The organism is Streptomyces sp. NPDC058864 (assembly GCF_042742985.1).
In the GTDB taxonomy this organism is placed as follows: domain Bacteria; phylum Actinomycetota; class Actinomycetes; order Streptomycetales; family Streptomycetaceae; genus Actinacidiphila.
In genome coordinates, this window is the sequence record NZ_JBHYMQ010000007.1 from 12269 (window position 1) to 34902 (window position 22634).

21 protein-coding genes and 1 tRNA gene are annotated in these 22634 nt (G+C 72.1%); 4 read left to right on the plus strand and 18 right to left on the minus strand.

The annotated features are described in order from the left end of the window. Positions 1 to 134: 134 nt before the first annotated feature. The gene (locus ACFW3D_RS07815) at positions 135 to 947 is read left to right on the plus strand and encodes a hypothetical protein (RefSeq protein ID WP_500502578.1); all 813 of its coding nucleotides are present in this window, start codon (positions 135 to 137) and stop codon (positions 945 to 947) included. Positions 948 to 957: 10 nt separating this feature from the next. Here the strand turns inward: ACFW3D_RS07815 and ACFW3D_RS07820 are convergent, their stop codons facing one another. Further along, entirely contained in the window at positions 958 to 1281 is a 324-nt protein-coding gene (locus ACFW3D_RS07820; RefSeq protein ID WP_500502580.1) for a hypothetical protein, read from the minus strand. Positions 1282 to 1387: 106 nt separating this feature from the next. On the opposite strand from ACFW3D_RS07820, the gene ACFW3D_RS07825 reads away from it, so the two are divergent. Beyond that, on the plus strand, positions 1388 to 1618 hold the full coding sequence (locus tag ACFW3D_RS07825; RefSeq protein ID WP_319161564.1) for a DUF4287 domain-containing protein: 231 nt from the start codon (positions 1388 to 1390) through the stop codon (positions 1616 to 1618). Positions 1619 to 1712: 94 nt separating this feature from the next. On the opposite strand, the gene ACFW3D_RS07830 is transcribed toward ACFW3D_RS07825, so the two are convergent. The 6 genes from ACFW3D_RS07830 to ACFW3D_RS07855 form a co-directional block, all read right to left on the minus strand. Continuing rightward, positions 1713 to 2579, minus strand: a complete 867-nt coding sequence (locus ACFW3D_RS07830; RefSeq protein ID WP_500502582.1) for a Bax inhibitor-1/YccA family protein — start codon at positions 2577 to 2579, stop codon at positions 1713 to 1715. 230 nt (positions 2580 to 2809) lie between these two features. Further along, positions 2810 to 4105 carry an alkaline phosphatase gene (locus tag ACFW3D_RS07835; protein ID WP_500502584.1) on the minus strand — a complete coding sequence of 432 codons (1296 nt, stop codon included), beginning with the start codon at positions 4103 to 4105 and terminating at the stop codon, positions 2810 to 2812. A 271-nt stretch (positions 4106 to 4376) separates the two neighbouring features. Then, positions 4377 to 5906, minus strand: coding sequence for a metallophosphoesterase family protein (locus tag ACFW3D_RS07840; protein WP_500502586.1), 1530 nt, complete (start codon positions 5904 to 5906; stop codon positions 4377 to 4379). A gap of 52 nt (positions 5907 to 5958) precedes the next feature. After that, a complete protein-coding gene (locus ACFW3D_RS07845) occupies positions 5959 to 6354 on the minus strand; it encodes a VOC family protein (RefSeq protein WP_500502588.1) in 396 nt (131 codons plus the stop codon). Between the two features lie 78 nt (positions 6355 to 6432). Further along, positions 6433 to 7011: a DUF6461 domain-containing protein gene (locus ACFW3D_RS07850; RefSeq protein ID WP_500502590.1), complete on the minus strand. Its 579-nt coding sequence runs from the start codon at positions 7009 to 7011 to the stop codon at positions 6433 to 6435. Between the two features lie 122 nt (positions 7012 to 7133). Beyond that, positions 7134 to 7219, minus strand: a tRNA-Leu gene (locus ACFW3D_RS07855). 316 nt (positions 7220 to 7535) lie between these two features. Between ACFW3D_RS07855 and ACFW3D_RS07860 the strand changes: the two genes are divergently transcribed. Together ACFW3D_RS07860 and ACFW3D_RS07865 are read left to right on the plus strand one after the other, a co-directional pair. Beyond that, the gene (locus ACFW3D_RS07860) at positions 7536 to 8354 is read left to right on the plus strand and encodes an ABC transporter ATP-binding protein (RefSeq protein WP_500502592.1); all 819 of its coding nucleotides are present in this window, start codon (positions 7536 to 7538) and stop codon (positions 8352 to 8354) included. Positions 8355 to 8399: 45 nt separating this feature from the next. Beyond that, the gene (locus ACFW3D_RS07865; RefSeq protein WP_500502594.1) at positions 8400 to 10901 is read left to right on the plus strand and encodes an ABC transporter permease; all 2502 of its coding nucleotides are present in this window, start codon (positions 8400 to 8402) and stop codon (positions 10899 to 10901) included. Between the two features lie 61 nt (positions 10902 to 10962). Here ACFW3D_RS07865 and ACFW3D_RS07870 read toward each other — a convergent pair whose 3' ends face one another. The 11 genes from ACFW3D_RS07870 to ACFW3D_RS07920 form a co-directional block, all read right to left on the minus strand. Then, positions 10963 to 12288: a class I SAM-dependent methyltransferase gene (locus ACFW3D_RS07870; RefSeq protein ID WP_500502597.1), complete on the minus strand. Its 1326-nt coding sequence runs from the start codon at positions 12286 to 12288 to the stop codon at positions 10963 to 10965. Positions 12289 to 12485: 197 nt separating this feature from the next. Continuing rightward, positions 12486 to 13859 (minus strand): NAD(P)/FAD-dependent oxidoreductase, encoded by a 1374-nt coding sequence (locus tag ACFW3D_RS07875; RefSeq protein WP_500502599.1) that lies wholly within the window; start codon positions 13857 to 13859, stop codon positions 12486 to 12488. A gap of 364 nt (positions 13860 to 14223) precedes the next feature. Continuing rightward, on the minus strand, positions 14224 to 15165 hold the full coding sequence (locus ACFW3D_RS07880; RefSeq protein ID WP_500502601.1) for a Ppx/GppA phosphatase family protein: 942 nt from the start codon (positions 15163 to 15165) through the stop codon (positions 14224 to 14226). Continuing rightward, the gene (locus ACFW3D_RS07885) at positions 15162 to 15710 is read right to left on the minus strand and encodes a DUF501 domain-containing protein (protein ID WP_500502603.1); all 549 of its coding nucleotides are present in this window, start codon (positions 15708 to 15710) and stop codon (positions 15162 to 15164) included. Before ACFW3D_RS07885 ends, ACFW3D_RS07880 begins: the two co-directional genes overlap by 4 nt. A gap of 29 nt (positions 15711 to 15739) precedes the next feature. Continuing rightward, positions 15740 to 16243 carry an FtsB family cell division protein gene (locus tag ACFW3D_RS07890; protein ID WP_500502605.1) on the minus strand — a complete coding sequence of 168 codons (504 nt, stop codon included), beginning with the start codon at positions 16241 to 16243 and terminating at the stop codon, positions 15740 to 15742. Between the two features lie 82 nt (positions 16244 to 16325). Then, complete coding sequence (eno, locus tag ACFW3D_RS07895; RefSeq protein ID WP_500502607.1) at positions 16326 to 17606, minus strand: phosphopyruvate hydratase; 1281 nt, start codon at positions 17604 to 17606, stop codon at positions 16326 to 16328. A 182-nt stretch (positions 17607 to 17788) separates the two neighbouring features. Then, entirely contained in the window at positions 17789 to 18793 is a 1005-nt protein-coding gene (locus tag ACFW3D_RS07900) for a transglycosylase family protein (RefSeq protein WP_500502609.1), read from the minus strand. Between the two features lie 116 nt (positions 18794 to 18909). Further along, positions 18910 to 20175 carry a cytochrome P450 family protein gene (locus ACFW3D_RS07905; protein WP_500502611.1) on the minus strand — a complete coding sequence of 422 codons (1266 nt, stop codon included), beginning with the start codon at positions 20173 to 20175 and terminating at the stop codon, positions 18910 to 18912. After that, complete coding sequence (locus tag ACFW3D_RS07910) at positions 20168 to 20869, minus strand: endonuclease V (RefSeq protein ID WP_500502613.1); 702 nt, start codon at positions 20867 to 20869, stop codon at positions 20168 to 20170. The genes ACFW3D_RS07905 and ACFW3D_RS07910 overlap by 8 nt, the downstream gene beginning before the upstream one ends. Positions 20870 to 20981: 112 nt before the next feature. Next, on the minus strand, positions 20982 to 21503 hold the full coding sequence (locus tag ACFW3D_RS07915; RefSeq protein ID WP_500502615.1) for a DUF6479 family protein: 522 nt from the start codon (positions 21501 to 21503) through the stop codon (positions 20982 to 20984). Between the two features lie 66 nt (positions 21504 to 21569). After that, positions 21570 to 22550 carry a nucleoside triphosphate pyrophosphohydrolase gene (locus tag ACFW3D_RS07920; RefSeq protein ID WP_500502617.1) on the minus strand — a complete coding sequence of 327 codons (981 nt, stop codon included), beginning with the start codon at positions 22548 to 22550 and terminating at the stop codon, positions 21570 to 21572. Positions 22551 to 22634: the final 84 nt, after the last annotated feature.

Here is a 22634-nt window from a genome sequence, read left to right on the forward strand (position 1 = left end):
GTATCACCCATACGGTCCAAGACTTTGGACCCTCCCATTTCGTGACGTTCCGCACTGCAGAGGCCATGGATTCCGGTGCAGAGTGGTGGTGTACAGGGGGCCAGGCTCGGGAAAGCACAGTCGGGAGTACGCCAGTGAGCGCCATGTTCCTCGTCCTGCTGACGGGTGCGGCTACCGCCGTGGCCGCCGGCTCCGCCGCGCTGCTCGCCACACGCGGCGTACGTCGTGACGTCGCGGCTCTGCGCGCGGACCTGGCCGAGGCCCGCGCCGACCGGGCGGCCGCTGTGCCCGCCGCCCGCACCAACCCGGACGCCGAGGCCATCCGCACCGCCGTCGCCGACGCGCTCGCCGACGAGCGGGAGCGCGAACTGGCCGAGGCCCGAGCCTTCTGGGCCGCGCAGGAGGCCCCGCTCGGCTACGGGACGGGCGAGGCCGGCGAGGCCCTGGCCGACCCGCAGCTCGACGCCCAGCTCTTCGGCGGCCAGGGGGCCGGCCCCGTTCCCGGCGGCGCCGGCACCGACTACGAGGTGCTGCCGTACGGCCCGTTCCTTCCCCGCCAGGCCGACCTCGCGGGTCTGGAGCCCGGCGGCCCGGCGCCCTTCCGGCACCCCTCCGACCCCGACTTCGGCGTCCCCGCGCCGGTCGTGGCCAACCAGGAGCAGACCGCCGATCGCCTGTCCGAACTCGCGGACCTGCGGATGCCGCTGGCCGACGTCCGTCCCGGCCCGCTCGGCACGCTCGACGTGTACGTCTTCGCCGACGGCACCACGCTCTGCATGACCCCGGGCGACCGGGACACCGCCGACCGCCTCTGCGAGGCCCTGGACCGCGGCGAGTCCCCCGTCCTGCTGGGCGGCTCCGCCGTCGCCGGCGGCTACGCGCTGACCTTCACCTACGGCGAGGAGTCGGTGTACGTGCTCGCCGACCGGGTGGTCGCCTCGCTGTAGCCGGCCCGCCCTACAGACCGCAGCGCGCGGCCGTGTCCCCGATCCGGGACACGGCCGCGTCGCGTACGTGCGCCAGTTCCGGGTGCGGTTCGAGGGCGGCGGCCAGGTCGTGGGCGGCCACCGAGATCTGGTCGCCGATCACGAAGACCCCCTCGTCCGGCACCGGCAGCGGTTCCCGGCCGGGGAACTCGATCAGCTGCGCGCGGACGGCCAGTTCACGGGCGAGTTCCAGGCCCTCGCGGGCCACCTCGCCACGGAGCCGGCTCTGCGGCAGGGAGCGGTAGCGCGCCGCCAGGAGTCCTGCGGCGTCACGGAGCGTCGTACAGTCCAGCACCCCGCGAGCCTACCGGTGCGTACACAGAACCGAGTGCGTTGCACTGTTGCCAACGGTCGACGGCTCAGGCACGGTGGGGTGACCGGAACGCATACCGGAGGCGCCGATGTCACAGACCTTCTCGGAAGAGACCCACCGGAACCTGCTCTCCCACATCCCGCACTGCACCGGCCGCGAGATCGGCGAATGGCTTCGCACGGTCGACGACGGGCCCGCATTCCTCCGCTTCGAAGAGAAAGTCAGCTGGCTCCGCAGCGAGCACGACCTGTCCTACGGACACGCCAAGGCCATCGTCCACGAGTACGACCTGAGGCGGGCCGCGCGGAGGTTCGGCTGACGCCCCCCTCCCGCGCACGCGAACGGGCCCCGAAAGGCACTGCCTCCGGGGCCCGTTGAATGTCCGCCGCGGCTCAGCGCACCGGACGGTACGGCTAGTCGTCGCCGCGCAGGATCGCGATCAGCCGCAGCATCTCCAGGTAGATCCAGACCAGGGAGAGCGTCAGGCCGAAGGCCGCCAGCCAGGACTCCTGGCGCGGAGCGCCGTACTGGATGCCGTCCTCGATCTGCTTGAAGTCCAGCGACAGGAAGAACGCGCCCAGCGCGATACCGATGACGCCGACCACGATGCCCAGCGCACCGCTGCGCAGGCCGAGCCCGTCACCGCCGCCGATCATCGCGGCGATCAGGTTGACGAACATCAGGATGACGAACCCGATGGCGATCGCCATGCCGATCCGGGTGTAGCGCGCAGTGACGCGGATGAGGCGCGTGCGGTACGCCACCAGCATGCCGACGAAGACCGCCATGGTCCCCAGCACCGCCTGCAGCGGGATGCCGGGCCACATGAAGTTGAGGATCTTGCTCCAGACGCCGAGGAAGACGCCCTCGAAGACCGCGTAGCCGAGGATCAGCGCGGGCGAGGCCTCACGCTTGAACGACTGGATCAGGCCCAGGACCAGAGCGACGAGCGAGGCGCCGATCGCCAGGCCGTAGCTCTTCTCCGAGACCGGCAGCACGAACCACGCCACGAGCGCGCCGAGCACCACGGTGCCCAGGGTCATGGCGGTCCGCATGACGACGTCGTCCATCGTCATCCGGCCGGTCTGCACGGGGGCGGACGGCGGGGCCTGGTACGTGGTGTCGTAGGCGTTCCCGCCCGCGTACGGGTTGGTGCCCGCGTAGGGGTTCCCGCCCGCCTGGGGCATTCCCTGGGTCTGCGGCTGACCGCCGCCGAAGCCCGCGTAGCCCTCCCCGCGGGAGAACCCACGCCGCGAGAAGACCGGGTTGCTGCTCCTCATCTGTCACTCCTCCATGGCCGCGCGATACGGCTTCGCACCAAGAGTAATGGTATGGCAAAGCAGGTCGCCTACGCCTCAAGGAGGATCTTTTGAGGGCCACCCGCCATGCCTGCCACCACGCCTTTCCCCGTCTTTCCCCGTCCCCGCGGCGCCACACCGCCCGGGACGGACGGCGGGTGCCGGGGAGGGGCCGGGCCCCTCCCCGGCACCCGCCGGAAGTGGATCCTCGATCAGCGACGGGTCGCCAGGATCTCGCTCAGCACGTCGTGCACGTAGGTGTTGGCGTGCTTGCCGGTGAAGCGGTTCGCCAGCGGGCCGGCGGCGGTGACGGGAACGTCCACGGCGGTGTGACCGGAGGTGGTCCAGTCGATGTAGAACGACTTGTCGCTGCCGCGGATGCTGAACGGACCGTCCTCGGCGGAGATGCCGTCGCCGGACTCGTCGGCGGCGTCGGCCTCCTCGACGGCCAGGCCGCCGGTCTCGTGGTCACCGGTGACGACCAGGAGGGTGTCGGGGTGCGTGGCCACGTAGGCGCGGGCCACCGCGACGGCCTTCTCCAGCTCCTGCATGGACTGCAGGACGCGGGCGCCGTTGTTGGAGTGCGCGAACTCGTCGGTGCCCTCCTCCTCGACCATGAGGAAGAAGCCCTTCTTGTTCTTGTCCAGCGTGCTGAGGGCCTTGCTGGTCATGGTGGACAGGCCGACCACCGGGTTGTACACGTCGCCCTGGCCCTCGGGACGCTGCTGGAACATCTCCTCGTTGGCGAAGAGACCGAGGAGCTTGCCGCCCTTGGCGCGGTTCAGCTGGTCTGCGCTGGAGACGTAGGAGTAGCCGGCCTTCTGGGCCTTCTTGATCAGGTCGCCCTTGGTGCCCTTGCTCGCCTCGGAGGTGTCCTCGGCGGGCTTGTCCTGGAAGGCGCCGGGGCTGCCCGCGGGCAGCCACCAGTCCTCGCCACCGCCCAGGATGACGTCGGGCTTGCTGACCTCGATGTACTGACGCGCGATCTCGTCCTGCGCCGACCGGTTGGCGGTGCTGGAGAAGAAGGCGGCCGGGGACGCGTCGGTGACCTGCGCGGTCGTGACCAGGCCGGTGGCCTTGCCCGCGGCCTTGGCCTGCTGGCCCAGGGTGGCCAGCGGGTTGCCGTCCACGTCGACGCTGATCGCGCCGTTGTAGGTCTTCTCACCGGTCGCCCACGCGGTCGCGGCCGCGGCGGAGTCGGTGACGACGGCCTTCGGGTCGTCGGGCTCGGTGGTCAGCTGGCCCGAGTAGGGGAGCTTGTCCATCGCGAGCTGACCGTTCAGGCCGGACAGGTGCAGGCGCGCGGCCTGCCGGGCGGCGGCACCCATGCCGTCGCCGTTGATGAAGATGACGTTCTTCGCAGCCGGGGCCTTGCCCTTGCTTGCGGCCTGCGGGGCGGTGGCCGACGCACCCAGCGTCGGGTTGATCACCATGGTCACCACCGCGGCAGCGGCGGCAGCCGCCACGGGCGCGGCGAACCGCCGGGCCCTGCGAACACCCTCGGACACAACGACCTCCGTTGCTCACTGCTTGCCAATGCTTGGCCGTGAACTTAGGAGCCTTAGGGGGAAGGTTGACTAAGCGCAGATGTCCAGAACGCGACAGAACCTTCAGGTGACGGTAAAAGCCTAGGCCGGGACTTGTCCGTACAGGTAGCCGCGGCACCACCGCGCGCGGACCTCCGCGCACCGCCGCATCCGGCCCGTTCTCGCGGATCACCCCCGTCTCGGGGGCTCACGATGCGCGCAGCGCGCGGGGTCCGGGACGGGCCCCGGCCGCTCACGCCGCGTCCGTGTCCGCGTCCGCGTCCGCGTCCGTCAGAGCGATGGTGAAGTCGTCCTCGACCGGCGGGTCCAGTTCGTGCGCGAGCAGACCCGTGGCGGCGAAGCAGCGCACCCGCACCGCGGACGGGCTGACGTCCAGCCGCAGGAAGTTCTTGAAGAACGGCGGGGTGTACGTCGCCGAGCCCGGCGAGAGCAGACGGGTGAGCACCCGGCGGACGGGCAGGCGCAGCCGCCGCCTGCGGTCCGGTCGGGCCGGGGCGCCGAGGACGCTCGCGACGAAGCGGGTCCGCAGCGTCACCCGGGCGCCGGTGGCCCGGGTGGCCGGGACGCCGAGGCGCCGGGCGAGGACCGCGGAGGCCTCATCGGGTGTGAGGTCGAACAGACGGCGCAGGTGGAGGCGGCGGCCGTAGAGCCGGCTGTAGAAGGCGAGCGAGTCGCCGCGCATCGGGTAGCAGCGGAACCGGTCCTCGGTGACGCCGCCGACGTCCACCCGGGGGATCGTGTGGGTGGCGTGCATGAAGGCGCCGCCGCCGCCGGAGACGACGTACTCGATCCTGCGGCCGTCCACGTCGACCGGGTAACGCTGGTAGTTGTGGATGTCGCCGCCGATCACGGCGACGAAGTGGTGCTCGGGGTCGCGGACGACCTCGTCGACCGTGCCGCCGCCCTCGATGGCGCAGGGGTGGTGCTCGCCGTCCACGTAGACCGGGGAACCGGTGACGAGGATCTTGGGGCGGGGTCCGCGGGAGACCCGGCGCAGCCACTCGCCCTGCTCCCTGTCGATGTCGCCGAGCAGCCCGGTGTCGATGCCTATGATCCGTATCGGCCCCGAGTCGATCGCCCAGTACGGGCCGGGCTGGGACGCCGCCTGGGAGGGCGCGGAACGCATCAGGCGGGCCTCGTCGAGCCGGGCGTCGTCCGGCACGTCGGGCTTCGCCCACAGCAGGGTGCGCCACCAGGCCCGGGACAGCGGACGGGGGCCCGGGGCGGGCGGCAGGGCGGGGGCCCGGCAGAAGACCCGCATGAAGCCGGTGAGCCCGTCGTACCAGTCGTGGTTGCCGGGGATGGCGTAGACGGGGGCGTCGTAGTCCCGGTAGGGCCGGAAGAACTTGGTGTCGTACTCGTTCGCGCTGCCGACCGGGTAGAGGACGTCACTGCAGATCACGGCGTAACGCGTGCCGGCGCCCCCCTTGAGCATCCCGGGGACGACGGCGTACTGGGGGTCGTCGCCCTCGCCGGTGTCGCCGAGCAGGAGGAAGGAGAACGTGTCGGGGTCGTCCCGCTCGATCACCAGGTCCGCGCCGGCCTCCCCCCGCTCCCGCTGGCCCTCCACCCAGCGCCGCCGGTCCCGGCCGGTCGGGTCGCCGAACAGCGAGGCGAGCGGGCCGTTGCGGGCCTTCCACAGGGTCACCGGGTCCAGCCACGAGAGGTTGACCACCCGGGCCGGCATCAACTCCCGGTAGGCGCCGGGCTGCTGGCTCTCCCAGCCGGCACCGGCCAGGGATTCACGCGAGGAGTCGGACACGGGCGCACTGTAGCAACCGGTCCGGGCGCCGCCTCCGGCGCCCGCAACCCCCTCAGCCCTCGGCGTCCTGCGGGTACCAGCGCAGTTCCACCGTGTTGCCGTCCGGGTCCTGGACGTAGGTCGACCGCGCGTCGCCGCGCGCGCCGTACCGCCGCACGTCGGCCTCCAGGACCGTGAACACCCCCGAGGCGACGACCTCTTCCCAGTCGAGCGGTTCCACGGCGAGACAGATGTGGTCCACGTTGGACTCGCCGCGGGGCCCGGCGACCAGGTCGATGATGGTCTCGGGGGTGATCCGCACCGACGGGAACGGGGCCTTGCCGGCGCGCCATTCGTCGACGCGCACCGGTTCCAGACCGAGCGGCCCGGTGTAGAAGGCCAGGGATCGTTCGACATCGGCGACGTTGAGGACCAGGTGGTCGAAGGCCTTCACACGCAGCACGGTCATGTCTCCTCCAGGGTGGTGTGCCGGACGTCCCTCACGGTCCGCCCGGACGTGCCCGCTCGCGGGCCAGGGGCAGGGCGGTTAGAAGGGCGCGAAGCTGACCGCGGCAAGGGTGCCGTGTTCCACGGTGTCGCGCGGCAGGGCGAGGCCGAAGCGGCGTTCGCCCATCGCGAGGATCTCGTCCTCCCCGCCGGCATCGGGTGCGGAGGTCCCGTCGGCGAGGAGCAGGCCCACCTGCTGCATGGCCGGCACCAGCCGGCCCGGGTCCTCACCGCCGAGCTGGGCGGCCTCGACACCGGGCTCGAAGTCGCCCACGATCCGGCCGTCCTCGGCGTACAGGAACCAGCGGGGCGGGACACCCGCATTGAGGTACACGACCGCCTCGGTACCCCGGGAGACCGCGCGGAGGGTCCCGCGGTCCATGCCCTCGACGCTCCAGTGCTCCAGGGCGAAGGCCCATCCGCCGCAGGTGCCGAGCCGCGCCACCTGCCCCTTCTCGTCCGACCACTGCATCGCGTCGTCGGCGGAGAGCCCTTCGCGGATCCCACCGGGGTCGCCGCCCATCCGGCGGACCAGCTCGGCGACCTCCAGCCCGCGGGCGAAGGTCAGGCAGTAGGTGTCGAAGGCCCCGGCGATCCACCGGATCCCGTCGTCCGTCACGAGAACTCCCCCGCACGATGTGTGGCTTCGCGGTACGCCGGGAGGATGACGAGCTCCTCGCCGCGACCGGTCAGCGGACACACTACGCACCGGGACGGCCCGGCGGGCGCCGGCAGGAGAAGTGGTGCCCGGAACCGGATTTGAACCGGTACGCCCGCAAGGGGCAGCGAGGTTTAAGCTCGCCGTGTCTGCATTCCACCATCCGGGCAGAGCGGCGCGAGAGCGCAGTACGAGCCTATCCGGCGGGGCGGGTGGAACAGGGCCCCGCGATCGTCATGTTGTCTGATTTTAAGGCTGCCTGACAGGCCGTCAGATTCGGTTGGCCCGAAGGAAAGCACAGGCCCGGGGCGGTCCCGGCGGCGGACCGCGCCCGCTGCATATGACGCGAAATCGCTTCCACCGGAGGGCGGGATCTCGGGGTTCCCGTCATACCCAAGTAGTACGCGGGGGTCCGCGCGTACCTCTCGGGACTGCCTGCAGAACGGGAATGTGGACGGATCCCGGCTACGCCCCGCGTCGGGACGATGGAGGGGTCCGATCGACTCCCCCCGTCCCGACAGGAGCAGCGTGCCGTGACCACCACCACCGCACATCCCACCGCCACGGCCACGGCCGCCCGTGCCGTCGATCTCGGCAAGGTCTACGGAGAGGGCGAGACCCGGGTCGTCGCGCTCGACGCGGTGTCGGTCGAGTTCCGCGCCGGAGAGTTCACCGCGATCATGGGGCCCTCGGGCTCGGGCAAGTCCACGCTGATGCACTGCATGGCGGGCCTGGACACGGTCTCCTCCGGATCGGCGCGGATCGGTGACACCGAGCTGTCCGCGCTGAAGGACAAGCAGCTCACCAAGCTCCGCCGGGACAAGATCGGCTTCGTCTTCCAGGCGTTCAACCTGCTGCCGACGCTCACCGCCGCGGAGAACATCACGCTCCCGATGGACATCGCCGGCCGCAAGGCCGACAAGCAGTGGCTGGACCGCGTCGTCGAGACCGTCGGGCTGTCCGAGCGGCTGTCGCACCGGCCGTCCCAGCTGTCCGGCGGTCAGCAGCAGCGCGTCGCCGTCGCCCGGGCGCTGGCGAGCCGGCCCGAGATCATCTTCGCCGACGAGCCGACCGGCAACCTCGACTCCCGCTCCGGCGCGGAGATCCTCGGCTTCCTCCGCAACTCCGTGAAGGAGCTGGGCCGGACGGTCGTCATGGTCACCCACGACCCGGTCGCCGCCGCGTACGCGGACCGCGTGGTCTTCCTCGCCGACGGCCGGATCGTCGACGAGCTGCACGGCCCCACCGCGGACACGGTGCTGGAGCGCATGAAGCGCTTCGACGCCAAGGGCCGCACCAGCTGATCCCCGCCGCCGACCACGAGCCACGACCGAGAGACAAGCCCTGACATGTTCCGTACCGCCCTGCGCAACGTCCTCGCGCACAAGGCCAGACTGCTGATGACCGTGCTCGCCGTGATGCTCGGCGTCTCCTTCGTCTCCGGCACCCTGGTGTTCACCGACACCATCGGCAATGCCCTCCGCAAGGCCTCCGCCCGGAGCTACTCCGACGTCTCGGTCGCCGTCACCTACGGCGACGTCGACCATCCGCTCCCCCAGCGGCTGGTGGACGAGATCGGCCGGCTGCCCGGCGCCGAGTCCACCACCGCGACCGTGACGGGCTTCACCGCCATCGCCGACAAGAAGGGCCGGCTGGTCGGCGACGGCTGGTCCACCCGCGGCGGCAACTACGCCGGTGCGGTCCGCTACCCGATGAGCGAGGGACGCGCCCCACGGACCTCCTCCGAGATCGTGCTGGACTCCAGGACCGCCGAGCGGACGGGCTACGGCGTCGGCGACACCGTCCGGATGTCCATCGACGGCCCGGTGATGCGGCAGAAGGTGACCGGCGTCTTCCGCACGGACGACGGCAACGTCGCCGCGGGCGGCAGCCTGGTGCTCTTCGACACGGCCACCGCCCAGAAGCTCTTCGGCAAGCCGGGCGCGTACGAGGAGATCGACGTCAAGGCCGCCCCGGGCACCGCGCAGGCCACGCTGAAGGCGGGCATCGAGAAGCTGCTGCCGCGCTACGCCAAGGACGCCACCGCGACCACCGGGCAGCAACTGGCGGACGAGGAGGCACGGCGGATCGCCTCCGACCTCGGCGACTTCAACACCACCCTGCTCAGCTTCGCGGGCATCGCGCTCTTCGTGGGCATCTTCATCATCGCCAACACCTTCACGATGCTGGTCGCCCAGCGCACCAAGGAGCTGGCGCTGCTGCGGGCGGTCGGCGCCAGCCGCCGGCAGGTGACGCGTTCGGTGCTGGGCGAGGCCTTCGTCGTGGGCACGGTGGCCGGTGTGACCGGCTTCCTGCTGGGCATCGGCATCGCGGCCGTCATGCGGGCGGTGCTCGGCTCGGCGGGCGCGGAACTGCCCGACGGCGCCCTGGCGGTGCAGCCCGGCACGGCGGGGGTGGCGCTCGCGGTCGGTGTGGGCGTCACCGTGCTCGCCGCGTGGCTGCCGGCCCGCCGGGCCGCGAAGATCCCGCCGGTGGCGGCGATGAGCAGTGTGCACGCCCCGGCCACCGTCAAGGGCCTGCTCCTGCGCAACACGCTCGGCGCGCTGCTGTCGGCGGCCGGTGTCGTCCTGGTGGTGGCCGGCTCGGGGATGAAGGACGGCGGCAACATGGTCCTCGGCGGCGGCGCCGGGCTGCTGCTGATCGGCGTCTTCGTCCTGACCCCGCTGCTGTCCCGGCCGGTGGTCGCCGCGGCCGCGCCGCTGCTGCGGCCCTTCGGGGTGACGGGCAAGCTCGCCCGGCAGAACTCGGTGCGCAATCCGCGGCGCACCGCCGCCACCGCCTCCGCCCTGATGATCGGCCTCACCCTGATCACCGCCCTCACGGTGGTGGCCATCTCGGTGAAGACGACGGTGGACGAGCTGGCGGCCGCCCATCTGAAGGCCGACTACCAGATCACCATGGCCACCGGCCAGAACCTCTCGCCCGAGGTGGCCGAGCGGGTCGCCGGCACCGACGGCGTCAGTGACTCCAGCGCCGTGCGCGACGCGCACACCGAGCTGGACGGCGAGGACGAGTGGGTCACCGGCGTCGACGCGCCGCAGATCGAACGGCTGCTGGCCCTGGACTTCACCCACGGCTCCCTGGCCGCGGCGCGCGGCGACTCCGTGGTCGTGGACTCCGACACCGCGAAGCGGCGCGGCTGGCACCCCGGGCAGAGCCTGCCGGTGCGCTACGACGACGGCACCAAGGCGCGGTTGACGATCGGCGGCGTCTTCGAGGGCGGCGACCTCATCAACGGCGTGATCATGGACAACGCCACGGTGACCCCGCACACCCCCAAGGCCGGGGACATGCGCATCCTGGTGAAGACGGCCGGTGGCGCGTCCGAGGCCCACCAGGACGCGCTGGTGAAGGCGCTCGGCGAGAACCCGGTCATCAAGGTGCAGGACAAGGCCGACATCTCCCGCGAGCTCAGCTCCACGATCGACCTGATGCTGAACATCCTCTACGGGCTGCTCGCGATGGCCGTGCTGGTGGCGGTGCTGGGCGTGGTCAACACGCTGGCGATGTCGGTCTTCGAGCGGCAGCACGAGATCGGCATGCTGCGGGCGATCGGCCTGGACCGTGCCTCGGTCAAGCGGATGATCCGGCTGGAGTCCCTGGTGATCTCGCTCTTCGGCGCGCTGCTCGGCCTGGGCCTCGGGGTCTTCCTCGCCTGGGCGGTCGGCGGGCTGATCAGGCCCGAACTGCCGAGCTACGCGATGGTGCTGCCCTGGGACCGGATCGCGGTCTTCGTGGCGATCGCCGCCCTGGTGGGCGTCCTGGCCGCGCTGTGGCCGGCCCGGCGGGCCGCCCGGCTGAACATGCTGGAGGCCATCAAGGCCGAGTAACGCGACGGCGGGGAACGCCCGCGGGGCGGGGGCCGTGTGCGGCCCCCGCCCCGCGGCGCGTTCAGACCCTGCGGCCCGCGCCCAGCCAGTCGGCCCGGGTACGGGGCATCCCCGAACCGCCGTCCTTGGCCGGGCGGACGGCGAGGACCTGGTTGACGCCGATGCGGTTCTGCTCGAAGGAGAGCGCGGAAGCCGCCATGTAGAGCCGCCAGACGCGGGCGCGACCGGCCCCGGCGAGGCGGACGGCCTCGGGCCAGTGCGCCTCCAGGTTGGCGACCCACTGCCGCAGGGTCAGCGCGTAGTGCTCGCGGATCGCCTCCACGTCCCGTACCTCCAGCCCGGCCTCCTCCAGCCGGGAGACGGTGGAGCCGACCGGGGCCAGCTCTCCGTCGGGGAAGACGTACCGGTCGATGAACTCGTCGACGTGGTAGGCATCCTCGTCCGCCCAGGGGCGGCGGCCGATCTGGTGGTTGAGCAGCCGCCCGCCGGGCCTCAGCAGCCCGTACAGCGCTCCGGCGTACTGCCGGTAGCGCTCGCGGCCCACGTGCTCGGCCATGCCGATCGAGGAGATGGCGTCGTACGGCCCGTCGTCGACCGCCCGGTAGTCCTGCACGCGGATCTCGATCCGGTCGGCAAGGCCGGCGTCGGCGACCCGCTTGCGCGCGAAGGAGGCCTGCTCCGTGGAGAGCGTGACGCCGGTGGCGCGGACACCGTAGTGCTCGGCGGCGTGCATCACCATCGAGCCCCAGCCGCAGCCCACGTCCAGCAGCCGCTGCCCGGGCTGCAGTTCCAGCTTGCGGCAGATGAGGTCCAGCTTCGCCCGCTGGGCGTCCTCCAGGGTCGCGTCGGCGGCCTCCCAGTAGGCGCACGAGTAGACCATGGACGGGCCCAGCACCAGCTCGTAGAAGTCGTTGCCGACGTTGTAGTGGTGACTGATCGCCTGCCGGTCGCGGACCGGACTGTGCAGCACTCCGGAGCGCCGGCGGACCTCCTCCGGCGGCGGGGGCGGCGGCAGCCCGGGACCGGCGAGGGCGAGGGCCTCGCGGGCCAGCCGGTAGGTCCCGGGGTCGCTCGCGATGCCGAGCAGACGGCGCGGCGACGCCCCGCCGCCCTCGGTGGGACGCTCCCAGACGAGCCCGGAGAGCCGGTCCAGCGCCTCGTACAGGTCGCCGTCGACGTCGAGTTCACCGGCCACCCAGGCACGTGCCAGGCCGAGTTCGCCGGGCTTGAACAGCAGCCGGCGCAGCGCCCGGCGGTGCCGTACGACCAGGACCGGGGCGTCGGGGGGTCCGGTCTCGCTGCCGTCCCACGCGCGGATGCGCAGCGGGATGGGGACGCCGAGCGCCTGCTCGGCGAGGGCGGTCAGTCGTCCGGCCGCATCGGCCATGGCGCGTACCTCCGTGCCTCCATGAAGACGGGTCCACTGGGCTGGGAAACGGATGCGGGATACACCGACATTCCCGCACTACCGCTTCTTTACCTCTACCCATCTCATGTCCTGTGCCCCGGGGCCAGGGACACGGGCACGACGAAGGGCGCCCGCCCCACGGATGGCGGACGCCCTTCGGCCGTACTGCTACCTGCTCAGGCCTTGGCCTTGGCCTTTCCGGCGTCGGCGGTGACCGCCGCGGCCGGGAGCGGCTTGGCGGCCTCGTAGAACTCCTCGCGCGGGTTCTCGATGGCGCCGAGCGAGACGACCTCGCGCTTGAGGAACATCGCCAGCGTCCAGTCGGCGAGGACCCGGATCTTGCGGTTGAAGGTCGGCACCGCCATACCGTGGTAGCCACGGTGCATGTACCAGGCCAGGCGGCCCTTGAACTTCAGCTTGAGCTTGCCGAAGCGGACCAGGGCGACACCCTTGTGCAGGCCGAGGCCCGCCACGGCGCCCTTGTTGGCGTGCTTGTACTCCTGCTGCGGGAAGCCCCGCATGCCGGACACCACGTTGTCGCCGAGCACCTTGGCCTGGCGCAGCGCGTGCTGGGCGTTCGGCGGGCACCAGGCGCCGGGACCGGAGGCCAGGTCGGGGACCTGGGCGTTGTCGCCGGCGGACCAGATGTAGTCGGTGCCCTGGACCTGGAGCGTCGCGGCGGTGTCCACGTGACCGCGCGGGCCGAGCGGGAGGCCGTACTTGGCGAGCGCCGGGTTGGGCTTGACGCCCGCGGTCCACACGATGGTGGAGGCGTCGACCTCCAGGCCGTTGGCGAGCACCACGTGCTTGTCGACGCAGGAGCTCATGGAGGTGCTGAGGTAGACCTCGATGCCGCGCTCGCGCAGGTGCTCCAGACCCCAGGTGCCCAGCTCGGGGCCGACCTCGGGGAGGATCTTGTCGGCGGCGTCGACCAGGATGAAGCGCATGTCCTCGCGCTTCACGTTGGTGTAGTACTTGGCCGCGTCGCGGGCCATGTCCTCGACCTCGCCGATCGTCTCGGCGCCGGCGAAGCCGCCGCCGACGAAGACGAAGGTGAGCGCCTTGCGGCGGACGTCCTCGTCGGTGGTGGAGTCGGCCTTGTCGAGCTGCTCCAGCACGTGGTTGCGCAGGCCGATGGCCTCCTCGACGCCCTTCATGCCGATGCCGTGCTCGGCGAGGCCGGGGATCGGGAAGGTGCGGGAGACGGCGCCGAGCGCGACCACCAGGTAGTCGAAGGGCAGCTCGTAGGTCTCGCCCACGAGCGGCTCGACGACCGCGACCTTGCGGTCCTGGTCGATGGTGGTGACCCGGCCGGTGAGGACCTCCGCCTTGGGGAGCACGCGGCGCAGCGGCACCACGACGTGGCGGGGGGAGATGCTGCCGGCGGCGGCCTCCGGCAGGAAGGGCTGGTACGTCATGTACGAGCGCGGGTCGACGACGGTGACCGTCGCTTCCGCGTAACGCATCTTCTTGAGGATGCGCCGCGCCGCGTACAGGCCGACGTACCCTCCGCCTACTACGAGGATCCTGGGACGCTCCGTGGTGCTCATGCTTCGAGTATTCACCACGCCCCGGGGGGTACCTCGTGAGCCCCTTCACAAGGTTTCCGGTGCCCTCTGCTACACTGCGCCGCTTCGTGACCAGGGCCACAGCGCCCGGGGGGAACCCGGCGGGCCTCGCGGGCGTTGAGCGCCCGCTCCGACCAGCGGCGATCGGCATCCGGGGGCACCTCGGCACCTTCCCGCAACACAGCCGAAACACTTGTGCACCAAGGGTTTTGGGGGCACCGGGGGTACCTGGCCTTGGAAAGTTGGGCCGTCCGGCGGGAACTTTCATGTGAAGAAATTCACGAACTTTGCGGGGCGGGCGTGTCACACCCTCCCCCGCGACCCGCTCAGATGGAAAAGGCCCTGCTCAGGCGATGCTCCAGGCGATCCCGTCGAGGATGTCGTGTTCCGAGACCACGACCTCCCGGGCGCCCGTCCGCTCCATGATCCGCAGCAGCACCAGGGCCCCGGCGCCGATCACGTCGACCCGTCCCGGGTGCATCACCGGGATCGCGGCGCGCTCGGCGTGCGTGGCCGCCAGCAGACGGGCGCTGATCTCGCGCACCGTCCCGACCGGAATGCGCGAGTGGTGGATGGCGGCCCAGTCGTACTCGGGCAGCTCCAGCGCGATCGCGGCGATCGTGGTGACGGAGCCCGCCAGCCCGACCAGGGTGCGGGCCTCGCGCAGCGGGACGGTCCGCTCGGCGAGGTCGAGGGCGGCGTCGATGTCGCGCGTCATGGCGGCGATCTGCCCGACGGTGGGCGGGTCGGTGACCACGCCGTCGCGGACCAGGTGGCGCTCCGTCATCCGCACGCAGCCGACGTCGACCGACCGCGCGGCCGTGACCCGGTCGTCGCCGACCACGAACTCGGTGGAACCGCCGCCGATGTCCACGACCAGGAAGGGGCGTTCGAGGTCCGTCCGGCCGGTGAGCTCCTTGGTGGCACCGGTGAAGGAGAACTCCGCCTCCTGGTCGCCGGTGATCACCTCGGGTTCGACGCCGAGGATGTCCACCACCCCGCGCACGAAGTCGTCCCGGTTGGCGGCGTCACGTGAGGCGGAGGTGGCCACGAAACAGACCTTCCGCGCCCCCAGTTCCCCGATCACGCCCGCGTACTCGCGGCAGGCCGCGAAGGTGCGCTCCAGCGCCTCGGGGGCGAGTCTGCCGGTACGGTCCACGTCCTGGCCGAGCCGGACGATGGTCATCCGGCGGTCCAGGTCCTTGATCTCGCCGGTCGCGGGATCCGCGTCCGCGACGAGCAGGCGGATGGAGTTGGTGCCGCAGTCGACGGCGGCGACCCGGGTCACCGGTCCTCGCCCTCCTCCTGCGCCGCGCCGCCGCAGGGGCTGACGCACGGGCCCTTGCGCCACCACTCGGGCAGCATCGCGATCGTCTCGTCGCCCAGCGGGTTCACCCCGGGGCCGGCCGCGAGGGAGTGGCCGACCAGGACGTGCAGGCACTTGACCCGGTCCGGCATGCCGCCGGCGCTGGGGAAGCCCTGCAGGACCTCGATGGCGTCCCGGCGGGCGATGTAGTCCTCGTGCGCGGCGCGGTAGGCGGCGGCCAGCTCCTCGTCCTCGGCGAGGCGGGCCGTCATCTCCTTCATGACGCCCTCGGCCTCCAGGGTGCCGATCGCCGAGGCGGCGCGCGGGCAGGTCAGGTAGTACAGCGTCGGGAACGGCGTGCCGTCCTCCAGGCGCGGTGCCGTCTCCACCACGTCGGGGTTGCCGCAGGGGCAGCGGTGCGCGATGGCCCGCAGGCCGCGCGGCGGGCGGCCGAGCTGCTCCTTGAAGGCGGCGATGTCCGCCTCCGTGGGCGGGGCGTGCTCGGTCTGCGGCGGGGGCTTTTCCATGCCTGGGCGTGTCTCTTTCGGGGCGTGCGTCAACGGTGTGCTGCGGTGGCGGCGGCGTCCGCGTGGTCGACGCCGTCCCACAGGTTGGCGTACCAGGGGCGGCGGGCCGCGCTGTCGCTGTGGCGGGCGTCGGAGTCCTCGGGGGCCGCGGCCCCGCTGGACTTCACCACCGTATACGCCGTCTCGCCCGGCAGTACGTAGTGCAGCCGGGCCCGGGCCTGCGCCTTGACGTACTCCGCGTCCTGCCAGCGGGCCTTCTCCTCGCGCAGCTCGTCCACCCGCTTGCGCGCCTGCTCGGCCTGCTTGCGCTGGTCGGCGATCTGCGAGCGCTGCGCGACGTACTGGCGCATGGGGTAGGCCAGGGCGACGACCAGGGCGCAGACCACCAGCGCCAGCAGCGCGGCCCGGCCGGTCAGCCGGCTGCGGCCGCGGGGCAGCGAGGGCCGCGGGCGCCCGGCCGCGCGGTAGACGCGGGCCTGTGCCTGTGCCCCGAGGGCACGGATGCGCGTCGCGGTGGAGAAGCGATCCGGCACGTGCACCTCCGGTGGGGTTCGGGTGGCCCTTGCTGCGCACGGTGCCGCCCGCCGCGGGCGCGGCGGGCGGCACCGGTCGACGTCAGCCCTTGAAGCGGGGGAACGCGGAGCGGCCGGCGTACACCGCGGCGTCGTCGAGGATCTCCTCGATGCGCAGCAGCTGGTTGTACTTGGCGACGCGCTCGCTGCGCGCGGGGGCGCCGGTCTTGATCTGGCCGCAGTTGGTGGCGACGGCGAGGTCGGCGATCGTGACGTCCTCGGTCTCGCCGGAGCGGTGCGACATCATGCACTTGTAGCCGCTGCGCTGGGCCAGCTCGACCGCGTCGAGGGTCTCGGTCAGGGAGCCGATCTGGTTGACCTTGACCAGGAGCGCGTTGGCGGTGCCGCTGTCGATGCCGCGCTGCAGCCGCTCCGGGTTGGTGACGAACAGGTCGTCGCCGACCAGCTGGACCTTGTCACCGAGCTGCTCGGTGATCGTCTTCCAGCCGTCCCAGTCCTCCTCGTTCAGCGGGTCCTCGATGGAGACCAGCGGGTACGCCTCGACCAGCTCGGCGTAGTACGCGGTCATCTCCGCCGCCGACAGGGACTTGCCCTCGAAGGAGTAGCCGCCGTCCTTGTAGAACTCGGAGGCCGCCACGTCGAGCGCGAGCGCGATGTCCTGGCCGGGCTGGTAGCCGGCCTTCTTGATGGCCTCGACGATCAGGTCGAGGGCGTCGCGGTTGCTCGGCAGGTTCGGGGCGAAGCCGCCCTCGTCGCCGAGGCCGGTGGACAGGCCGCGCTCCTTCAGGACCGCCTTGAGGGTGTGGTAGACCTCGGCGCCCCAGCGCAGGGCCTCGGAGAAGGACTCCGCGCCTACGGGCGCGATCATGAACTCCTGGATGTCCACGTTGGAGTCGGCGTGCGAGCCGCCGTTCAGGATGTTCATCATCGGGACCGGCAGCACGTGGGCGTTCGGGCCGCCCAGGTAGCGGAAGAGCGGCAGGTCGGAGGCCTCGGAGGCGGCGTGGGCCACCGCCAGCGAGACACCGAGGATGGCGTTGGCGCCGAGCGAGGACTTGTCCGGGGTGGCGTCCAGGTCGAACATCGCCTGGTCGATCAGGCGCTGCTCGGTCGCGTCGTAGCCGACCAGCTCGGGGCCGATCTGCTCGATGACGGCCAGCACGGCCTTCTCCACGCCCTTGCCCAGGTAACGGCTCTTGTCGCCGTCGCGGAGCTCGAGGGCCTCGAACGCACCGGTGGAAGCACCGGAGGGGACGGCTGCACGGCCCGTGCTGCCGTCGTCGAGGCCGACCTCGACCTCGACGGTGGGGTTGCCTCGCGAGTCGAGGATTTCCCGGGCTACGACGACGTCGATGGACGGCACGTGAGTCTCCTTCTGGATGTCTCTTCGTTTCGGCATGAGCCTAACCGACCCGAAAAGCCCCGGCCGGGCACGCTCGGGGGATGGACATGCCCGTGCTCGGAACGGAGGAGAAAGTTCAGCCCGATGTCAGCCGGCGTCCGCCGGGCGGGGGTGGACACCCGGCCCGGCGGCGCGCGGGCGGCTCAGCGGCCGAGGTCCAGGAACGAGCCGGGGCTGATCGTGTTCGGGTCGTCGCCGATGACGTCGCGGTTCGCGTCGTACAGACCGCGCCAGCCGCCCGGCACGTGCTGCTCCATCGCGATCTCGCAGAGCGAGTCGCCCTCCTGCACCAGGTAGCGGCCGCCGGTCGTGCTCTTGGCGCTCGCGTCGCTGTCCCGGCCGGTGTCGGCCTTCTTGGTCTCCGCCCGCGTGTCGGTGGTGAGCGGGATGACGCCCCAGGCGGCCTCCCCCTCGACGAAGTGGGCCGGCAGGCCGGTGGGGCCGTGCTGCCGGGACCCGGCGGAACCCGTGGTGTTCCCGGTGGCGGTGCCGTCGGTGGCGGTGCCCGCGTCCGGCTTGCGGTGCTTGCCGCCGTTGCCCTTGCCCTTGTCGCCGGCGGAAGGGGTCGCGGAGGCGTCGGGGCTCTCGGTCGGGTCGTCGTCCGGGGTGGCGGTGGTGTCGTCGCCGGTGCCCGGGGTGGTGGTACCCGTGGTGTCGTCGCCGGTGCCCGGCGTGGTGGTACCCGTGGTGTCGTCACCAGTGCCCGGGGTGGTGGTGCCCGATCCCTGGCCGTCCTGGCCCTGACCGCCGTTCAGCAGGCTGTCGAGGGCGTCGGTGAGCCCAGAGGAATCGGCGCAGCCGGACCAGGCGTCCGGGCCGAGCTCCGCGAGGATCTTCTCGGCCACGGATATCTGCTCATTGCGGCTGGCGAGGTCCGGGCGCTCGGCGAACTGGTCGCCGCCGTACTGCTGCCAGGTCTCCTCGGTGATCTGCAGCCCGCCGAAGAACCCGTTGCCGGTGTTGGAGCTCCACAGACCGCCGCTCTCGCACATGGCCACTGCGTTCCAGGTGCTGTTGGCGTCGGCGGCGCTGGCACCGCTCGCTGCGAAGAGGGGGAGCGTGAGGCCCGCCCCGGTCGCCGCGACCGCGACCACTGCGGTCGGGGCCTGACGCGGCTTGCGGTGTCGGCCGTTCCCGGACTTCAGCATGCGCCATCGCCTTTCACATTCGAATACTGCGATGGCGCCAGACCGTAGCCGCCTTGGCCCATGCATCACAAGTCGATGTCTCACGGATCACGCCAAGATCACGTTCTGACGCCACGTCAGTCACGTTCCGGCGTGAACGAGACCGGCAAGGTGCGCAGACCACGCATGATCAAGCCGCCCCGCCACCTCAAATCAGCCGGATCCGCGGCCAGTCGGAGGTCCGGCAACCGGGTCAGCAGGGTCGCCAGAGCGGCCTGCGCCTCGAGCCGGGCGAGCGGCGCGCCGAGGCAGTAGTGGATGCCGTGACCGTACCCGAGATGCTGGTTGTCACGGCGCGACAGGTCCAGGGCGTCCGGGTCGTCGAAGCGGGCCGGGTCGCGGTCGGCGGCCGCCAGCACGACGAGCACGGGATCGCCGGTGGCGACGGACTGCCCGCCCACGGTGAGCGGTTCGGTGGCGAAGCGCCAGGTCGCCAGCTCCACCGGGCCGTCGTAGCGCAGCAGTTCCTCCACGGCGGTGCCGAGCGGTTCGCGTTCGCCGCGGGCGAGGGAGTCCTGCAGCCACCGCCGCTGCTCGGGGTGGCGCAGCAGCGTGTAGGTGCCGTTGCCGATGAGATTGACGGTCGTCTCGAAGCCCGCGAAGAGCAGGATGAAGGCCATCGCGGCGGCCTCGTTCTCGGTGAGGTGCTCACCGTGGTCACTGGCCCGGATCAGCCCGGAGATCAGGTCGTCGCCGAGCTCCGAGCGCTTGCGGTGGATCAGTTCCAGCAGGTAGGCGCGCATCTTCTTGACCGAGCGCGCCACTCCCCCGCGCGGCCCGCCGCCGTGCCGGATCATCATTCCCGCCCAGTCGCGGAAGTCGTCCTGGTCCTCGGCGGGAACGCCCAGCAGGTCGCAGATGGCGTAGATCGGCAGCGGGAACGCGAACTCATGGATGAGATCCGCCTCGCCCTTGGCGGCGAAACCGTCGATCAGGCGGTCGGTGAGCTCCTGCACCCGCGGCGCGAACCCGGCCACCCGGCGCGGTGTGAAGGCCTTGGAGACCAGCCTCCGCAGCCGGGTGTGGTCGGGCGGGTCGATGTTGAGCAGGTGCGTCATGAGGTCGGCGCTGCGCTCGCCCGGGATGCCCACCTTGCCCTTGGCGTGGGCGCGTTCGGAGTGGTGCACGGGGTTCTTGCTGAGCCGCCCGTCGGCGAGCGCCTGCTTGGCGTCCGCGTACCGGGTGACCAGCCAGGCCTCCACCCCGCTGGGCAGGGTCGTGCGGTGCACCGGGGAGTGCTCGCGCAGCCAGGCGTACGCGGGGTACGGATCGGTCGCGAACTGCCAGGTGAACAGCTCGGGGGCGGCCGGGATGCCGGGGTCTGGGGTCACACTGTCATGCACCCCATGACGTTAGCCGGTCGCGGCTGAGCCGGTCGGCGAGCCTGGTCGTCTCCGGGAGGCGGTAGGAGGGGGCGAGGGCCAGCACATGACGGCAGGCGGTGTCCAGGTCGACGCCGTGGCCGGTCGAGACGTAGACCGGCTTCACGCCCGTCTGCGTCCGCAGCACCCGGCCCACCGTCTCCCCCGCGTCCAGCAGCGGAGCGGTCGATCCCCGGGCCGCACCGAGCGCGGCCGGGTCCCAGGTGCCGACGAACGGCGTCTTCGCCACCCCCGCGGCCGGCAGGCCGGTGACCACCCCCAGGTGGCAGGCGAGCCCGAAGCGGCGCGGGTGCGCCAGCCCCTGGCCGTCGCAGAGCAGCAGGTCGGGGGTGACGGAGAGCTTCTCCAGGGCGTCGATCAGCACGGGCAGCTCGCGGAAGGCGAAGAGTCCGGGGACGTACGGGAAGGCGGCCCGGGCGGTCGCCGTGACCTGCTCGACCGGGGTCAGCGTCGCGGTGTCGAGAACGACGACGGCGGCGGCCACGGTGTCACCCTCGGCACCGTGGCCGCCGCCGTAGGCGACGTCCAGTCCGGCCACGTACCGCGGCCGCTGCGGGCCGGGGCCCCGGTGGTCCGCCAGCGGGCGGAGCCGGTCCTGCAGGGCCAGGGCCTCCGCCTCGTCGCGCGGCCACGCGTGCGGTACGTCGATGCGCATGGCCGCCAGCCTAGGCCCGGTCGCCGGAGCGGCTCCGGCCGCCCGGAGGACGGGCCCCGCAGGTCCCCCGGGCGGAGAGGCGTACCGGGCTGCCCGGATACCCGGGCGGGACTCAGTGCTCTTCCTTGCCGGTCTCCTCCTGGCCCGGCCCGGAACGGGTCGGCGCGCTTCTGGAGGCGCCGCCGCCCGGGGCCCCGCCCGCGGTGCCCGCGGGAGTGCGGTTGCCCTCGGGGCTGCGGGTGCCGCCCTGGGGGGCGCGGGTGCCGCCCTCCGGACTGCTCACGCCGTGGGAGCCCCAGTTGCCGAAGCCCTTGAGGGAGTGCGGCAGGCGCCGGACGCCGTCCTGCGGCCATTCGTCCGGCTCCCGCCATTCGGTGAGCGTGTGCCGCTCGCCGTCCTGGTGGCCGGGACCGTGGTCGGCCGGGGTCTCCCGCCCGTACTCCTGGCGCGTGTGCCACGCCCCGCCGCGGGGCTGCGGCTTCTGTTCCGGCGGTGGCTCCTTGCTCCGCGCCCACATGCCGATCGAGACGGCGCCGACGAGGATACCGACGAGGAAGATGCCCACTACCAGCGGCGCGATGCCGACGATGTAATCGTGCGGCACGGCCAGCTGGATCTGCTCCAGTGCTCGCATACGTCCCATTTACCCGCTGTGTCCCGGACTGACGCACATCAGCGGAAGAAGATCCTCCGCGGCGGGTCAGTCCGCCTTCTCGGCCTCCAGGATCGCGTCCCGGTAGCGGCGCGCGGCGGCACGCAGGGCGGACTCCGGATCGATGCCGGCCGCCTGGGCGGCGAGCGCGAGCGCCAGCAGGCGGTCACCGGTGTCGGCGGCGTCCCGGTCCGGGACGGCCACGGACAGACCCGCTTGGCGGGCCCGGGAACCGAGCTTGGCGGCGAGGGCGAGCGCCGGCTGGCCGAGGGGGATGCCCTCGGTGACCGAACCGCGCCGCTTCTCCTCCGCCTTGGTGCGCAGCCAGTGCTCGCGGACGTCCTCCGGCGTCTCGGCGACGGCGTCGCCGAAGACGTGCGGATGCCGGTGGATCAGCTTATCCACGATGGTGGCCGCCACGTCGTCGATCGAGAACGGCTCTTCCGGGTCGTCCTGCGCGATCCGCGCGTGGAAGACGACCTGCAGCAGCACGTCGCCGAGTTCCTCGCGCAGCGCCTCCCGGTCGCCCTCCTCGGCGGCCTCGGCGAGCTCGTAGACCTCCTCGATGCCGTACTTCACCAGTTCCTCGGTGGTACGGACGCTGCTCCAGGGGCACTCGCGGCGGATCCGGTCCATCACCTGCACCAGGTCCAGCAGCCGCGCGCCCGGCAGGTCGTAGGAGCCGGGCAGCAGCTCCAGGTCCGGCATGTGGACCCGGCCGGAGCCGCCGAGCCGGGCGAGTTCGTCGGTGACGGCGCGGTCGCCCTCGCCGCCGGCCAGGTAGACCACGGTGCGACCGTCCCCGGTGAGGTCGACCAGCTCCCGCCCGGTGGGCGCGGACGGCTCGACGGCGACCCCGGCCTCGCGCAGGTACGGCAGCTGCGGGTTCCCCGGGTCGGGGCAGACGACCAGGTCGGCGGCGCGCAGCAGCTCCCAGGCGGGCCAGGACAGCAGGCCGGGGGCGATCCGGTGGGTGGTGGTCAGCAGTACCAGGCGGCCCGGGCGGGCGGAGTCATCGGAGTGGTCCACCCGACGAAACTACCTCGCCGCGGAACGGCACCGGGGCCGGGCCCGGTCTCGTACCCGGCCCGGCCCCGGCCCCGCCCGCACGGC

Coding starts and splice junctions, on each gene's coding strand:
- ACFW3D_RS07900 (WP_500502609.1), bottom strand. CDS start 18,793: ATGCTGAAGTCCGGGAACGGCCGACACCGCAAGCCGCGTCAGGCCCCG.
- ACFW3D_RS07910 (WP_500502613.1), bottom strand. CDS start 20,869: ATGCGCATCGACGTACCGCACGCGTGGCCGCGCGACGAGGCGGAGGCC.
- ACFW3D_RS07825 (WP_319161564.1), top strand. CDS start 1,388: ATGTCACAGACCTTCTCGGAAGAGACCCACCGGAACCTGCTCTCCCAC.
- ACFW3D_RS07865 (WP_500502594.1), top strand. CDS start 8,400: ATGTTCCGTACCGCCCTGCGCAACGTCCTCGCGCACAAGGCCAGACTG.
- ACFW3D_RS07875 (WP_500502599.1), bottom strand. CDS start 13,859: ATGAGCACCACGGAGCGTCCCAGGATCCTCGTAGTAGGCGGAGGGTAC.
- ACFW3D_RS07870 (WP_500502597.1), bottom strand. CDS start 12,288: ATGGCCGATGCGGCCGGACGACTGACCGCCCTCGCCGAGCAGGCGCTC.
- ACFW3D_RS07830 (WP_500502582.1), bottom strand. CDS start 2,579: ATGAGGAGCAGCAACCCGGTCTTCTCGCGGCGTGGGTTCTCCCGCGGG.
- ACFW3D_RS07885 (WP_500502603.1), bottom strand. CDS start 15,710: ATGGAAAAGCCCCCGCCGCAGACCGAGCACGCCCCGCCCACGGAGGCG.
- ACFW3D_RS07860 (WP_500502592.1), top strand. CDS start 7,536: ATGGAGGGGTCCGATCGACTCCCCCCGTCCCGACAGGAGCAGCGTGCC.
- ACFW3D_RS07845 (WP_500502588.1), bottom strand. CDS start 6,354: ATGACCGTGCTGCGTGTGAAGGCCTTCGACCACCTGGTCCTCAACGTC.
- ACFW3D_RS07915 (WP_500502615.1), bottom strand. CDS start 21,503: ATGCGAGCACTGGAGCAGATCCAGCTGGCCGTGCCGCACGATTACATC.